The following is a 14566-nucleotide window of genomic DNA, read 5'->3' on the forward strand; positions in this document are numbered from 1 at the left end:
TGGGCCTGAAGGCCCCGGTTTCAGTGGTCTTTCGGTATTACAAGGGAAGGTAATATGAAGCGATACGAAAAGTAATATTTCCGTCAAACCCCGGATTCATTGAGTTTTAAGGAATGAAAATATAGCTCCATAGAAAGGTAATAATATCGCCTGCCTATCGCTTAAATATCGCCTCTCCTCAAAAGCTCTGGAGGCCCTGATCTACGCGGGCTGTCGCTGGTTTTCGGAGAGGATATTACTAATATTACTTTTTTTCGAACCCCCACAGATTTTAGGATTGGCACCTATACGCCGGTAGGGGTCAGGCTTTTCGGTTGCTTGCGACTGATTTAATCAAACGTCGCCCAATACGACTCCCAATGGGATGCGGTAAAGGCTGAACACAGCTACATGCCTTGAAAATAGTGGAGCGGGTGAAGGGAATCGAACCCTCTTTATCAGCTTGGGAAGCTGAAAACGGCAGGCGTATGATTTGAGACAGGGGGCGATTAATCATCAGGAGCTCAGATGGATGGAGACCCTGTCTGTTTCCAGAAACCACCATCGACCGTATTCAACCGAGGGCGAACTCTGGCTTTTTCTATGAAAAAGGGAACGAGTTGCTATTAGACCTAGCCCTTCTGAAGGGGCGCGAGGTGGTGAGAGTGGTTCAACCAAAGTTAAACCAGCACATGTTGGTCGAGCTAACACTGTCACCAAAGACATGAATTTAGGATTGGGCATGTTGGCTGAGTGCGAGACGTGGGTGTATCTCCCCCTCGCGCTTAAAAGCCGAGGGGTTGAACGTGAAGAATTTTACATTAAATCATCTGCTTTAACGCTGAGACTTATCGCCATAAACAGAGCGAGCTTCTCTTAGTGTGTCTTGGAAGAATGGAAAGTTATCGACTCTTGGTATTACACTCAATAAAGCTTGTTCGAGTTTTGGGGTCTTATTTCTAATTGCTTGAATGTCCTTCTCAATCTGCTTTGATGTCGATCTTATTTCTTGAAATTTTTGCTCTTGGATGAGCTCGAGGTAGCACTTGGTAATGTGTTTTGTTACCGGCTCCCAGTCGTGCCCTCTTGTGAATAGGTATATGTTGTTAGACGTTATTCCAATGTCTGTGAGTTTTTGACGGAATCTTGATAGGTTGGTTGTTTTATTTGCGTCTGAAATATGCTTTGTTAGGGTGTTGTCAAGTTCTTGCATGGCGAGCAAGAAGGATTTCCATATTTTGCATGAGGTGAAGTCGAGAATTCCTCTTCTTAGGAGCAGAAGAATAAATAGAGAATCGCGGAATCTTACTTTGAAATCTTCGGTTTCGTCGGTGAGTCTGTCAAAGTTCAACGACATTAAAAAAATTATTGAGCTTAGAGGTGAATAAATTTGCTGGGCTATAGCGCTATAGATTTCATTTGTGTGCTGTTTAAGTTTGGTTGGCGGTGTGCAAGTAGAGTGCGAAACAATATCATCTACAAGGTCGCAATCTAGAAAGATATGCTCTTTTGAGTGTACGTAGGTCCAATAAAAGTGCGGGGTGTAATAATCTCTCCCATTGTAATCAGCACTTTGTTTGGCAACAAATTTATAATCGCTATCTAGGCAAATAATATTCTGTTTGCCTGGCACTATATCTTTAGAGTCGTATAGTTTGATTAGTCTGCTGCAGCCGTTGCTGGAGGTGCCGTCCGCAGTTTTAAATTTGTTTGCAGGAAAGAATGTAAAAGTAAATTCTTCATTGTCTACGAACACTTGCATCCATAGGCGTATGTCATCTTCTGACTCGGTCCAGACTATGACTTCCTTTGGCGTTGTTTCAGGATGTTCGTCAAATAATGATTGCGCCTCAATGTATTCCGAGTCGATACAAAAACCAAATTCTTCCATGATTTTCAAGCCCTTGAAAGCGATGCAATGTTAATGATTTTTTCATTTTCACAACGCCCAACAAGGGCAGGGGAGTGGGTGGCAACAATAAATTGAGAGTTAGGAGAGAGTTTTTGAAGGCTGGGTAATAGTTGTTTTTGCCAAGTGATGTGAAGAGATAGGTCAGGTTCGTCAAGAAGAAAAATCTTTTCTGCAGACCGATTTAAGTGGGCGGCAAGCAACAGGCAAATTAAAGTTTTTTCGCCTTTAGAAAAGTCGTACCATTGAACTTCGCCTCTGTTTGTTTTTAAGGCAAGTAGATTTTTTTCGTTGATTATTAATGTGCGGTGAGTTTTCTTGAAGAATATGTTTGCCTCCTCAAGAAATGTGTTGGTATCAGTTTTTTTAATGTTGAAATTTCTTATGGAGCGTATGTGCTCGGCAAGTTCTTTCTTGGCCTTAAGTTGGTCTAGGTTGATTATTTCGAGTAGTTCCTGCCATTGTTCGTAAACTTTGGTGGATGTGCTGCTGTCCGATACTTCGCTGGAGAAGTCTTTTAATAAAAGTAATAGGGTTTTATCGAGATTCTTGTTTTTGGAAAATATATCAAGCTCTTCTAGTTTTTGTGATTCATACTCTTGTTCTTTAGAGTTGAAAATTTCATCGCAGTATAGCGTAGAGCTAAGTTTGACTTCTTCGTTTTGAGTGTTTCTAATGATGTTGACAATGTTTATTGAAAGGCTCGGGCGACCTTCCCCTTCTTTCTTAACGATGGTGTCAATCTGTTTACTTGGATCTATAGTTTCGCTAAATATTCTTTTGTAGAAATTCTCGAGCGCCGCTGGATCAATAGTCTCTTTTCGACCTTTCAAGGTTGGAGGCTTAAAATTTGGTTTTACTGGTCTTGCTATTTTTGCATGAAATAGCTTTGTTTCATTTTTGAGCGATATTTCGCAGCCCCAGTTGCTTTTTGGAAACTGGTACTCCTCCCCTGCTATCATAGACAAGGTGCTGTGAATTATCCCAAGAAGAGTTGTTTTGCCGCTTCCGTTATAACCAGTAAGAATGGTTAAAGGGGTCTCAAATTTTAATCTTGAGGTCTCTCCGTCCTTGTATACATTATATAAGCTTAGCTCTTTAATATGCATAATGTAAGGTCTTCTTGGCATTTAAATAGCGGATCGTATCATGGGGCGACGCTTCAGAGCAGCGTTTTCTTAGAATGATGGTGTTTATTGGCGAGGTGCTGCAAGGTTACTGTGTGAGTAATCGCGAGATGCGTTCAGCGTACGCTCACTCCTACTGGGTGACCGCCGATCCAAGCGTCAAGAATTGGCTGATTGCTGCCTATCATTAGAGCCAAATCTTTTCCGTTGAATCGAGCTAGTACAGAAGGGCAAGGCACTACTGCCAGTCGACAGCCGGTGCCATCATCACTGCAAGTGTCATCTTGATGAATTCCTCTTTACGGTCGATAGCCGACAGAGTGCAGCGGATGTTGTCGGCGACCTCGGCTGAACCACGCCGCTCAACCCAGCTCGAGAGTTCTAAAATGGCAGCCTCCAAGGCGAATTGGTTTTCATTGATTTTGTACAGCAGTGATGGAGTAGGTCTGAGTTCGGCATGGCGATTCCTCAGTGAAAAGAGAGCGTAGCAGCTTGGAATCCATGGATCGGACGGAGTGACGGGATCAGGGGGTTGGAATGCAACGACAGTGTTCGCGATTGGAGCCGAAAGCTGTTGCTTAATCTTTGCTACAGAAGGTGAGAGAGAAAGCCAAGTTTGATGAAGGCATATACTGCTGGTACGAAATTGGTACGGCGGTTTTTTAACCGCTATCTCGGCCTTTATTTTATTGCGTGGGACGGTAAGTAAGTCCAATCCATCATTTTATGCCCAGCCTAATGGAATACATTCGGGTTAGTTCTATTTCGTGAAGTTCAGCTTGAGCGGGGAGTGGCACGCTGTCCCCTAGTTTGACTCTCGATAATCTGATCGGTTTGTGCTTTATAAGGTTGGGGAGGATGGGTGCGCATAAAAAAATGGCTAGCAGGTTTACTGCTAGCCATTATGGTGAGCTGGGCATGGCCTCGTCTCATTACTCGAGATTGTCTGCCTCCAAAAGGGCGGCGATGACGTTCTCAATTGGGATATACATCGGAGTACTACCGGCGGGGCCTGGCCCTTCAAGAGCCGTGAACCCAAACATCTCAGAGTAGAACGTTTCCTTGCCAGGGGCTGCATCAAGGTAAACACCCTTCAACGGGATCGTTTTGTGAACGGTCACTGCTTTGGTGAACGCTTCCAGCATCAGGTCTGTACCAAGCCCGAGACCTTGATGGCGCTCATCAACAGCGATCATGATGACCTTCGCCACAGGAAGCTGTGGAGGCTGGTTTCCTTTAAGGAACGTCTTCACCCGGGTCTTATCTAAGATACCGAAGCCCACCGTCATGAAGCCGATGAGTTCTTTCGTATCATCAAACATGCCGGTGGCGTGAAGGTTCTCAGACTGAATCGCGCGTTTGAGATTGCCCGAGTTTACATACTTGTCGAGTATGGCATCCCCACAGCTAAATTTCTTCGGAAGTTTTACATCCTCCAACGCATCATTCAGATTCACCTGGGCGTATGTTAGGTCTGGATCGTTCATTTCTACTCCTTAATAGTTTTACTAGATTTTTATGGGCCTTCGGGGCTTCGGAGCTTGCTCGGCTTAATTCGTGCGCTCGAGCGAAGGCTTTCTCCGAAAGTTCAATCCGTTGATATGTATCCATAACTGCCTCAGCTTTTTCGAAAGCCGATGCCAATATGAAAGAGGTCATATCTAAACCGGAAATGGTTGCTGCTTTACGAATAAATTCTTTTGCAAATTCTGTAGTTTTAAGATCAAGTCTTGCAGTTTTTGCACCCTGTAGTGTCTCTGCTACAAAAGACATAGTGCTTTCCTCTGTGTGTATCGATATATAAAGTGATGCACTTCCTTCTTCTGGTTTACGTCCAGCTCTCTACGAGCTGAGCTCCTTCTCGAGTACTTTCCATTACGACTCCTTCGTGGTTTATGGCATCTGTGGTTGATTAATACTTCGTAATCGGCTTTGATTTATGTGTCATTTGCATACGTACATAAGCCGTACGAGACACATGGTAGCGCTGGGTTGGAGGGCTGTCAATAGATACGTTTATTGTACGTACCAAGATGCAGGTGCCTAGCCAGAAGGTGAGTCAGTGGAAGGTAGTGAGGGGGTTAGAGATAAAGCTCATGAACAGAGAAGCCCTTAACCTCACCGTCCCTTAGGGCTAGACGGGCCGGGCTGCGGAGGAGAACTAAACCCAATCCATCAACGGGGGCTTTGCTGAAGCGGCTGGATAGGGTTTTATGTCGGCAGGCTTGGGATAGTGTTCGGTCGGTAGGAAGTCGGTTGGGGGGCAAAAAAGGTTGAGTGACTTTTCGAGTGACTTTGTCACTCACGGTTCAGCACTGTTGGGCATCGTTGCAGCGAGCGCCAAGCGCGAAGCCTTGAAATTAGCGGCCTGTAGAGATACAAGCTTGAATGGGGTGCTAGGGGTAGAGTGTTCGAATCACTCCGTCCCGACCATATTTTTCAATGACTTAGGCCAATGTTTACCGCATTTGCCTTTTTCATGTGCGTGACTTTTGCGTGACTTCTCCAGATTTCACGCCTGCCTCCGTTTCAAAATCGTCGGACGGGTTGAAGATTCGCGTTTCGGCGCCGAAGTGTTCGAGCAGGCGCGCGGCTTCCTCTACCAGCAGACGGCTGAACGAGCGTTCGCGGGTCGAGCCGTAAAGCAGCAGGATGCGCGGTTTGTGCTCGCCCGGTTTCGCCGGTTTGCCGCCATCGAACAAGGTCAGGTCGAGGTTGGGTAGATGGGCGGACATGGGTTCTCCTTAAAACGTGCCGATTCGGTCGAGTGCGGTTTTCAATTCATCGCGGCTGAGGGTTGCAAAGGGCAGATCGAGGAAGGCCTGGCAGCGTAGTCCGATGCGCGCCAATGTCGCTCGGAAAGCTGCGTCAATCGTCGCGTCGTCACCATTCACATCGGATGGATCTTCCAGTCCCCAGTGGGATTTCAGCGCGGTGCCGAAATACACCGGGCAAGTCTCGCCGGCGGCTTTGTCGCACACGGTGATGACGATGTCCGGCGGGTTGCTTTCGAAGGCATCGTTGCCTTTGCTGTGCAGGCTAACAATGGCGATGCCGGCCTGTTGCAGCGTCGACAGGCTTCGCGGCAACACCTGACCTTTAGGAAAACTGCCGGCACTGACCGCTTCGAATCCCGCTGGCGCAAGATGATTGAACATGGCTTCAGAGAGGATGCTGCGGCAACTGTTGGCCGTGCACATGAACAGAACTCGCATGGATTGCTCCTACCGCTTTTGGTGGACATCAAAGGCTCAAGCGCAGTGCTAGCGCCGAAAGAGTGATCAACAGAACAGGAAGGGTCAGCACAATGCCGACCTTGAAGTAGTAGCCCCAGGTGATGCGCAGACCTTTGCGTTCCAGCACATGCAGCCAGAGCAACGTGGCGAGGCTACCGATGGGGGTGATTTTCGGGCCAAGGTCGCAGCCAATGATGTTGGCGTAGATCATCGCTTCGCGAACGAGCCCTTGGGCGTCGCTGGCCTGGATCGACAGTGCACCGATCAGCACGCTGGGCATGTTGTTCATCACCGATGACAACAGCGCGGACAGCAGGCCGGTGCCGAGGGTGGCGCTCCATAAACCTTGCCCGGCCAGGCGGTCGAGGACGGCGGCCAGCAGGTCAGTCAACCCGGCATTCTTCAGGCCATACACCACCAGGTACATGCCCAGCGAGAACACCACGATTTGCCACGGCGCATCACGCAAAATCCGTCGGGTAGCGATCTTGTGGCCCTTGGCAGCGACCGCAAAAAGGATCGCCGCACACAATGCCGCGACGGCACTGACAGGAATCCCCAGTGGTTCCAGAGTGAACAGCCCGACCAGCAATATCAGCAGTGTCCAGCCGCCGACCACGAAGGTGGCGTGGTCACGAATCGCTGCTTTGGGTTGCTGAAGCGCCTCAACTGGGTAGCGCTGTGGCACATCGCGCCGGAAATACACAAACAGCACCAGCAACGTCGCCGCGACACTGACCAGACTCACCGGCACCATCACCGATGCATATTCGGCAAAGCCCAAGCCGAAGTAGTCGGCGGAGACAATGTTGACCAGATTGGACACCACCAGCGGCAGGCTGGCCGTGTCTGCAATGAACCCTGCAGCCATCACGAATGCCAACGTCGCCGCCGGTGAAAAGCGCAGCGCCAGCAACATCGACATGACAATAGGCGTAAGGATCAGCGCCGCACCGTCGTTGGCGAACACTGCCGCCACTGCCGCGCCGAGCAACACGCAGAACGCAAACAGTCGATAGCCACTGCCCTTTGCCCATCGTGCAACGTGGAGTGCCGCCCATTCAAAGAAGCCGGCTTCATCCAGCAGCAGGCTGATGATGATCACCGCGATAAACGTGGCGGTGGCGTTCCAGACGATGGCCCACACTGTAGGAATGTCCTGCAGCGAAACGGCACCGACAGCCAGAGCGATCACGGCACCGAACGTGGCGCTCCAACCGACGCCCAATCCTTTGGGTTGCCAGATGACCAGTACGAGGGTGAAGACGAAAACAGCGAAAGCCAGCAACATTTCAAAACTCTCTCATCCGGATTAAGCAGCAGGCAGCTTCGCGCACCGGACGTCCGTCCATGTCCTGCAGGCGGACGACGTTGTCCTTTAGCCAATCAGCATTAGCCAGGGACGTCACTTGCAGGATTTCGCGCACCCACGCTGGCAGATCCGGGTTGAGACGGTAATAGACCCACTGGCCCTGACGGCGATCAAGCAGCAAACCATTGCTGCGCAGTTGCGCGAGATGGCGGCTGATTTTCGGCTGGCTGTCGTCAAGCGCACACATCAGTTCACAGACGCAGAGTTCACCTTGATCGGCGATGAGCAGCATGGCGCGGACGCGGGTTTCGTCAGCGAGGCTCTTAAAGACTTCGGGAGGAGTGATCATGGGTCGCTCTGTACATATGAAAAATCGAATATACGTATATCCATATATCATTGGCAAGTAACTTCATGTCGATTGTCTACTTTTGGCCGAATGTAGACGATCACCGGGCACTGCCAGTTTTGATTCTCGTTTCTGGCACTCGCCAAAGTGTCGATAACCCTTCACGCAGCATACGCTGCGCGCTTTTCCAGTCTCATTACTCCCAACCATCACAACGCTGGTACGTGTTAAATCGTGAAAGCCATGGAAGGTCGAGCAGATGTTGCTACAGGGAGGCCACTCGGACAGTATTGAATCCCCTGTGACTTAGCAGACCTATATGATTCGGCTAGCCCAAGCATGTGATGAACCCGTTATCAAAGATTGTGCTGAACAGGCCTATGCGCGATATGTGCCAATGATCGGGCGCAAGCCCGCTCCGATGGTCGCCGATTTCGCAACCTCTCGATCTACTCCAAGCTCGGTTATAGAAAAGTGGCGCGCCGCGAGGAAGAGGGTTTCAAGCGCGTTTATTTCGAAAAAAACCTTACCTGACTCAACGAGCCGCTTCCTTGACGGGTGCCTTTCTTCAAACTGGGAATGTTGCGCACATGCTCACTGAAATCCTCTTTCGCCTCAGCCACAACGAAAAGGACCGAATACACCCGTGGCCAATTATGACGTTGGTCACTGATATAGACGGTCGCAGAGAATGCACTGAAGCCGCTTAAAGCTGCTTCAAGATTTCTTGAGTAATGGCCTCAAGGCCCGCCTTGGTCACTAACTTCCAGTCGGTATCAGTGGCCACTTTTACCTTCTCGTTGACGAGCGTTTTCAAACTGTGTGCAGGCGCGTCATGGGTTTTAATCTGCATATATGACTAATCGCAGGCAAAGCGGGGGTCGTTGGAAACGGCTGCAAAGGCTGTGCTTATTTCGGTGAGTTGAGGTTCAGTGTGGGGGTCTCGTCGAAGAAGTTCCAAGGCTTGAGCAGTACGTGAACCCATTCGGTTGGCATGATCGGCCACTCCTCTGCGCGTGCCACGTGAGTGGTACCCGTGGTCAGCCACACCACGTTGTCGCTATTCTCGATCGATTGGTTGTTGGCTGTGAACAGGCCCAGACCGGTATCCGTTGCAGAGCGATTCGGGTATTGCCCTTCGGGATAACGCTCTTGAGGGTCGTAACGGGTCACCCATATTTGCTTGTCCATGAAGCTCAGTCGGTTAAGCAACCATTCGTCGCTGCCGAAGTTGGCGCCCTTAGCCACCGGGTGCGTCCCCCCGGCATACGGGATCACTTGGTAGGAAACCGGATAGCCCATCTTGTTTTCCTTGCCCGTGTTGCTGACCAGGCGAATGGTCGCGGGATCGAACTTTTGCGCAGCTTGCTGTTCAGTGCTGACCACGTTTTGGTCAATTTGCATGGTGCTGGTGCGCGGCCCACCGCGGTCGTTTTTGGCAACCACCGGATTAAGTTCGACCAACGAGTTGTTCTCGCCATCTACGTCCATGTCCAGGCGGAAGTTGTAGATGTGTTGGTGGGTGGTGCCGACAATATTGTGGTCGATCAAGGTACCGTAGCGAGTGTCTTCTTTGGCTGTGGCGTCATGAAGGGTGCTGGACTTCACGCCTTTAACCGCCTCGATGCCCGTTGCACCGGCGTCGATACCGATTACCCCGTTTTCTTGGAAGACCCAGTCAAAAATGTAGTCGTAGTTGCCGATGGTGCTGATCCAGCGAATGACCAGTTCCCGGCGCTCGGTGCTGAGGTTGGGTTGGCCCATTTCCTGATGCTTGTATTCCGGGCCTGCATAACGTTCGAAGATCGCCATCGCGCGCGGGATTTTGGTGGGCGAGCCCTTGTAGTCGGCGATGGTCGCGTCCAGTAGCACTGCGTTTTGAGGCGCGTCTTTGCCGGGCTGGATCTGGGAGGTGAGAGTCCCCATGCCGTAGTCCCCGGAATCGAGATAAGCTTTGAAGTACCAGCCCACGTCTGGATCACCATAGGGCACGATCATGCCGCCCAAATAACCTTGGTACATGACTTTGCGTTTCTTGCCCTGATCGTTGTAGGTGACCGTGGAAATCACTGGGCCTACCCGCGAATCGAGTGCCAGATGCAGGTCCCAGTTCTGCCAGTGGATGCTGTTACCGGTGATCGTGTAGTTCTTGCCCTCAGGTTCGATGATCTCCAGTGGCTTGACGGTTGCCGCTTTACGTCCGCGCCCGTCATAAGGCGTGGGCTTCATTGGCACCGGCACTATCCCTGCATCTTCGATCTTGATCACGCTCTTGCTTTCCAGGTCGACGATGGCGACCAAGTTTTCGATCGGATGAGCCCAGTAGTTACCATCGCCGACATCCAGATAGCTGACCACCTTAAGCAAGCGTTTGTCCTGCGTAAGGCCGTCTTTACCATCAAAATAGCCCACCGTGAGCGGAGTAGTGACGACCTTCTTGGGATCGTTGATGCCACGCTTGGCCAGCGCCTGAGCATATTCAGTGCTGCCTTCTATGACAGACTGCACGGTCGCGAAGTCGTCCAGCAAGACCATCCCGTGCGCATCCTTGATCGCTTCCCAACTCAGAACTTTTTGGGTGCCCAGGTCTACCACGGCTTCGACGACGTGCCTGCCATCGAGGACGGTCACAGCGGCTTCGCGAGGTTGACTCACGGGTTTTCCGGTATAGATGAAGTCCCACACTTCGCTTTTTTTCGGCCCCCGGAGCGATATCTCCGTGAACCGGAAATTGGGTTTGTAGTGCGCTGAACGGTTGATCGCCTCGACAGCGAGCTTGATCTCGTCGGCACTCAAAGCATTAAGTGGATGTGGACGGGTTTCGACGCTAAAGGTTTTATCCAGGCCAGACTGGAATACTTCATTAATGAAGTCGTGCGACATCAGTGCTGTATTGTTTTTGAAAACCACCGGTACGCTAAGCTCAAATCTTTTGCCGTTAAGCATCGCCACGTGGCTGTTCGGTTTTACCTTAACATAGGCCCCGTCTTTGGAAATAACGAAGAGGTTGGCATAGTCGTCCCATTTGACAGTGGCCCCAAAGTTTTCCAGGGTCGACTTTAGAGGCACCATCTGCGCTGCGCCGCCATGTGCATGGGCGGTTGAAGTAAGGCCGGCAAAGATTAATGCCAAGGCCATCGGAGCTAATTTAAAGTGACGGCGTTTGAGTGTCTTACTCATAAGTGGAGTCCTTAAAGTTCCCAGCAACGTAATCGAAAGCGGGCAGGCACAATCACTTTAAGGTGCAGTTGTTGGCGGCATTTAACACAAATTGGCAATTCATCATGCCGCAGGCTTTTAATGTGAGTTGTGCTAAAGAAGTGCACTAACTTAACGCAAGGATGCATTAAGTTGGTGCTTGAAATGGATCCTCAGGGGCGTTTAGCGCGTAGTGAAGGGGGGAGGGCTATTGGCATAACGCTTGCTAATAATTTGTAACATTTGCCCGTTGCAGGGTTCAGCCCGTAGAGGTTCAGTGTGCGCCAGTCCCTTCGAACAACCGATATTGTCGAGCATGCCAACGCACTGCCAGGCTGGCGACAGCGCTATGACCAGCTCAGTTGCGGCAGCCTCGAAGGGCGGTTGGATGTAGTCCAGGCGGGTGAAGTTCAGCTGTTTCGTGAGCGTCTCAATCAGCAGGTTATCCAGCACATCTGCCTCCCGCAGAATGCAGTTAACCTCTTATTCCCGCTTGCTTGGCCAGCAGTGGATGATCAAGGGGTGATGGCCGAACAATACGCCACGGTGCTGCTGCCGAACGACGAATATCGTGTTTTTACTCCGGCGGGCATGGATGTACTCTGCATGTCGATTCCCTATGCAACATTACGCGGGCTGTTGGACGAAGCAGTACTCCATGCATTGATGCAACTGAATCGGCCCAAGCGAGTGTGCCTGCAAGCACACCGTTTAGTGCCTGGCATAGTGATGTTCAAGTCTTTAATGGAGGGATCGCCGACAAGCGCGACATTGCAGTCGCTGACGGTCCTGGTCGTCGAATGGTTGGAGCGAGTGATTAATGTTCCTCAGGAATCGCCGCGGCCAAGTACCCGCGGTTACATTGTTGAACGGTGTCATCAGTGGTTGATAGAAGAACCTGCAGCTTCATCAAACGTACTTGAGTTTTGTCGACGTTTGAAAGTATCACGACGCACACTTCAGTACAGTTTTCAGTCCGTGGCTGCGGTGACACCTATCCACTATATGCGCTCGGTTCGATTGAACGGTGCGCGCCGCGCATTGAAAGAAGATCCCCATGCAAGCATTGCCGATATTGCCGAACGTTGGGGGTTTAGCCATTCGAGTTATTTCACTTTGGAGTACCAGAAACTGTTTAACGAGTTGCCATCGGCTTTGCGATGCCTTGAGCGAAGTTAACGCGTGGCATAGAGGTCGCACACGAACTAAAAGTATGAATATTTGTAGAATTCGGTCTGCAAGAGTGCTTGAAGTTGCAGGTTTCGAATGAAAAGAAAGCCCTTGGCCGTTCTCAGAAGCAAACCCGTGTCAACAAGCAGGGGTAACTCAACATTACCCCCACAAGCAATCAGGCGATCTTGATAACGACCTTGCCGAAAGCGCCCCTCGCCAAGTGTTCATAAGCTTGGCGAGCTTCTGCAAATGGATAGACCTTGTCAATGACGGGTTTGATTTGGTTCTCGTTAAGAAAGGCGTTCATGCGGTCGAACGACGAGCGTGGCGCGACTGCGATGCCACGGATGGTCGTCTGCCGGAAAATCAACGGCATCAGGCCAAGCGCGGTGGTTTGTCCTGTCAGGAAACCGATTTGTGCGATCTTGCCAGCCGCCTTGGTCGCTGCGATTGACTGGTTCAGGCCATTGCCACCGGCCACGTCCAGCAGCAAATCGACCCCTTTGCCGTCGGTAAGCTTCAGCACTTGTTCTTCCCAGTCCGGGTAGGTCCGGTAGTTCACCCCGGCAACTGCGCCCAGTTTCATGGCAGCCTCCAGATTCGCGTCATTGCTCGAGGTGACAATGACTTTGGCGCCCAACGCGGTAGCCAGTTGCACAGCAAAGATCGACACACCGCCCGTACCCTGCACGAGCACGCTTTCTCCGGCTTTGATCTGGCCGTAGTCCACAAGTGAATACCAGGCCGTCAGCGCGGCGATAGGCAGTGTCGAAGCTTCTTCGTCCGACATGTTATCGGGGGCGCGCACAGCGCTATCCTCGTGAATGATCATGTACTCGGCCAGCCCGCCTGGCAGGGGTGAGCCAAAGCAGTAATCGGGTTCGTCCGGGCCAGGAGCGCCATCAATCCAGCGCGAATACAAGTGCGAGTTTACCCGGTCGCCCACGTTGAATCGGCTGACGCCTTCCCCCACAGCGACTACGGTTCCTGCTGCATCGCTCACGGGTATCAGCGGTTTGGGCACCTTATGGGGTTCGTAAATACCGTCGACGATGGCTTTGTCGCGGAAGTTGAGTGAAACAGCGCCCACTTTGACCAGCAACTCTCCAGCTTTTGGTTCTGGAGTGGGGGTTTCACTTAACACTAAATTGTCGAGACCAAAATCATTCAAAAGCCAGGCTTTCATTTCGTTTCTCCTTAAAGGGCACCCGTGATATCGGGTGAGGGTGCAGCCATTGTTCCTTTTGGGTGGACAACAATAAATGCGCCAAGTAGAACAGCACTGTTGTCTTTAGAAGCAACAATGCCCCAGGATTGATCCCTTAAAGCAGCAACAAAATGATCGAGGGTGTATGGAACTGCTTCAATCAATGCAGGTTTTTGTTCGCGTTGCCGAGCTTGGGAGCTTCACGAAAGCCGCTGATGCCACTCAATTGGGGCGCCCTCAGGTCACCAGAGCCATACAGGAGCTGGAAGCGACACTTGGGGTGCGACTTTTTCAGCGTACAACCCGACAAGTGCGACTGACCACTGAGGGTGAGCAGTTCTACGAACGGGTCATGGATATTCTCGGTCGCCTGGCTGAGACAACCTCCATGTTCGATGCTGCGGGGGCATCTCTTCGCGGAAAACTGCGCGTTGATATCCCATCGGCGCTTTCCCAACCGGCCTTCATTACAAGTTTGAGAGCGTTCACCCATAGTCATCCGCAAATCGAAATGGCTTTGGGGGTGACCGACCGTACGGTGGATCTGATTGCAGAGGGTGTGGATTGCGTGCTCAGGATCGGAGAGTTACCAGACTCCAGTCTGGTGGCCAGACGTATTGGTATGGCAACCATGGTGACGTGCGCGGCGCCTGACTATATCAATGAATTCGGGGCGCCGGAGACTCTGGAGGCGCTGGATACTCACCATTGCATACGTTTTCTATCCGGTCATAGCCACCGGCCGCTCCCTTGGCAGTTCTCGCAGGGCGGCATCGACAGGGGTTATACCAGCCACCGAGGCATCGTCGTCAATGAGTCCAATGCCTATGTGCAATGTGGCGTAGCCGGTTTTGGCATTCTTCAGGCACCGGGGATCACGCTGGAGCGGTACCTGGCTGACGGCTCTTTGGTGGAGGTACTTGAAAGCATTCGGCCAAGGCCGCGTCCGGTGTCCGTGTTGTATCCAAGCAGAACGCATCTTGCACCGCAGGTACATGCGTTTGTCGACTGGGTGAGTCATAGCTTTGCGCTTCTGTATCCTGTGTGGCTTGAACAACAAGACCCCGGGGCTTAGA

12 protein-coding genes and 2 pseudogenes are annotated in these 14566 nt (G+C 51.1%); 2 read left to right on the forward strand and 12 right to left on the reverse strand.

What is annotated here, in order from left to right; translation table 11 throughout:
- Window positions 1–814: 814 nt before the first annotated feature.
- From ACI7MX_RS07910 to tynA, 11 genes and pseudogenes are all read right to left on the reverse strand, one after another.
- Window positions 815–1870 (reverse strand): DUF4435 domain-containing protein, encoded by a 1056-nt coding sequence (locus ACI7MX_RS07910; RefSeq protein WP_405588301.1) that lies wholly within the window; start codon window positions 1868–1870, stop codon window positions 815–817.
- Window positions 1871–1875: 5 nt separating this feature from the next.
- Complete coding sequence (locus ACI7MX_RS07915; RefSeq protein WP_405588304.1) at window positions 1876–2997, reverse strand: AAA family ATPase; 1122 nt, start codon at window positions 2995–2997, stop codon at window positions 1876–1878.
- 256 nt (window positions 2998–3253) lie between these two features.
- Window positions 3254–3474 (reverse strand): annotated as a pseudogene (locus ACI7MX_RS07920) (hypothetical protein).
- A 473-nt stretch (window positions 3475–3947) separates the two neighbouring features.
- Window positions 3948–4502: a GNAT family N-acetyltransferase gene (locus ACI7MX_RS07925; RefSeq protein WP_405588307.1), complete on the reverse strand. Its 555-nt coding sequence runs from the start codon at window positions 4500–4502 to the stop codon at window positions 3948–3950.
- Window positions 4459–4788: a DUF1778 domain-containing protein gene (locus ACI7MX_RS07930; protein ID WP_405588310.1), complete on the reverse strand. Its 330-nt coding sequence runs from the start codon at window positions 4786–4788 to the stop codon at window positions 4459–4461. Before ACI7MX_RS07930 ends, ACI7MX_RS07925 begins: the two co-directional genes overlap by 44 nt.
- A gap of 767 nt (window positions 4789–5555) precedes the next feature.
- A pseudogene (locus ACI7MX_RS07935) lies at window positions 5556–5750 on the reverse strand (NADPH-dependent FMN reductase); the annotation flags it as partial.
- Window positions 5751–5759: 9 nt separating this feature from the next.
- Complete coding sequence (locus ACI7MX_RS07940) at window positions 5760–6230, reverse strand: arsenate reductase ArsC (RefSeq protein ID WP_314485948.1); 471 nt, start codon at window positions 6228–6230, stop codon at window positions 5760–5762.
- A gap of 28 nt (window positions 6231–6258) precedes the next feature.
- Window positions 6259–7542: an arsenic transporter gene (locus ACI7MX_RS07945; RefSeq protein ID WP_405588313.1), complete on the reverse strand. Its 1284-nt coding sequence runs from the start codon at window positions 7540–7542 to the stop codon at window positions 6259–6261.
- A gap of 1 nt (window position 7543) precedes the next feature.
- Window positions 7544–7912 (reverse strand): metalloregulator ArsR/SmtB family transcription factor, encoded by a 369-nt coding sequence (locus ACI7MX_RS07950; protein ID WP_405588316.1) that lies wholly within the window; start codon window positions 7910–7912, stop codon window positions 7544–7546.
- A 706-nt stretch (window positions 7913–8618) separates the two neighbouring features.
- A complete protein-coding gene (locus tag ACI7MX_RS07955) occupies window positions 8619–8765 on the reverse strand; it encodes a hypothetical protein (protein ID WP_405588319.1) in 147 nt (48 codons plus the stop codon).
- Between the two features lie 56 nt (window positions 8766–8821).
- Window positions 8822–11092: a primary-amine oxidase gene (tynA, locus tag ACI7MX_RS07960; protein ID WP_405588322.1), complete on the reverse strand. Its 2271-nt coding sequence runs from the start codon at window positions 11090–11092 to the stop codon at window positions 8822–8824.
- A gap of 297 nt (window positions 11093–11389) precedes the next feature.
- On the opposite strand from tynA, the gene ACI7MX_RS07965 reads away from it, so the two are divergent.
- Window positions 11390–12289 carry a helix-turn-helix domain-containing protein gene (locus tag ACI7MX_RS07965; protein ID WP_405588325.1) on the forward strand — a complete coding sequence of 300 codons (900 nt, stop codon included), beginning with the start codon at window positions 11390–11392 and terminating at the stop codon, window positions 12287–12289.
- A 169-nt stretch (window positions 12290–12458) separates the two neighbouring features.
- On the opposite strand, the gene ACI7MX_RS07970 is transcribed toward ACI7MX_RS07965, so the two are convergent.
- Complete coding sequence (locus ACI7MX_RS07970) at window positions 12459–13469, reverse strand: NAD(P)-dependent alcohol dehydrogenase (protein ID WP_405588328.1); 1011 nt, start codon at window positions 13467–13469, stop codon at window positions 12459–12461.
- A 166-nt stretch (window positions 13470–13635) separates the two neighbouring features.
- Between ACI7MX_RS07970 and ACI7MX_RS07975 the strand changes: the two genes are divergently transcribed.
- Window positions 13636–14565 (forward strand): LysR substrate-binding domain-containing protein, encoded by a 930-nt coding sequence (locus ACI7MX_RS07975; protein WP_405588331.1) that lies wholly within the window; start codon window positions 13636–13638, stop codon window positions 14563–14565.
- Window position 14566 lies beyond the last annotated feature (1 nt).

Origin of the sequence: Pseudomonas sp. 2024-210 (assembly GCF_045062345.1) — a bacterium.
Lineage (GTDB): Bacteria > Pseudomonadota > Gammaproteobacteria > Pseudomonadales > Pseudomonadaceae > Aquipseudomonas.

What these genes read in the sequence shown, in the direction of transcription:
- ACI7MX_RS07940 (WP_314485948.1), bottom strand. Translation starts at nt 6,230, where the DNA reads ATGCGAGTTCTGTTCATGTGCACGGCCAACAGTTGCCGCAGCATCCTC.
- ACI7MX_RS07925 (WP_405588307.1), bottom strand. Translation starts at nt 4,502, where the DNA reads ATGAACGATCCAGACCTAACATACGCCCAGGTGAATCTGAATGATGCG.
- ACI7MX_RS07930 (WP_405588310.1), bottom strand. Translation starts at nt 4,788, where the DNA reads ATGTCTTTTGTAGCAGAGACACTACAGGGTGCAAAAACTGCAAGACTT.
- ACI7MX_RS07970 (WP_405588328.1), bottom strand. Translation starts at nt 13,469, where the DNA reads ATGAAAGCCTGGCTTTTGAATGATTTTGGTCTCGACAATTTAGTGTTA.
- ACI7MX_RS07945 (WP_405588313.1), bottom strand. Translation starts at nt 7,542, where the DNA reads ATGTTGCTGGCTTTCGCTGTTTTCGTCTTCACCCTCGTACTGGTCATC.
- ACI7MX_RS07910 (WP_405588301.1), bottom strand. Translation starts at nt 1,870, where the DNA reads ATGGAAGAATTTGGTTTTTGTATCGACTCGGAATACATTGAGGCGCAA.
- ACI7MX_RS07950 (WP_405588316.1), bottom strand. Translation starts at nt 7,912, where the DNA reads ATGATCACTCCTCCCGAAGTCTTTAAGAGCCTCGCTGACGAAACCCGC.
- ACI7MX_RS07975 (WP_405588331.1), top strand. Translation starts at nt 13,636, where the DNA reads ATGGAACTGCTTCAATCAATGCAGGTTTTTGTTCGCGTTGCCGAGCTT.
- tynA (WP_405588322.1), bottom strand. Translation starts at nt 11,092, where the DNA reads ATGAGTAAGACACTCAAACGCCGTCACTTTAAATTAGCTCCGATGGCC.
- ACI7MX_RS07915 (WP_405588304.1), bottom strand. Translation starts at nt 2,997, where the DNA reads ATGCATATTAAAGAGCTAAGCTTATATAATGTATACAAGGACGGAGAG.
- ACI7MX_RS07955 (WP_405588319.1), bottom strand. Translation starts at nt 8,765, where the DNA reads ATGCAGATTAAAACCCATGACGCGCCTGCACACAGTTTGAAAACGCTC.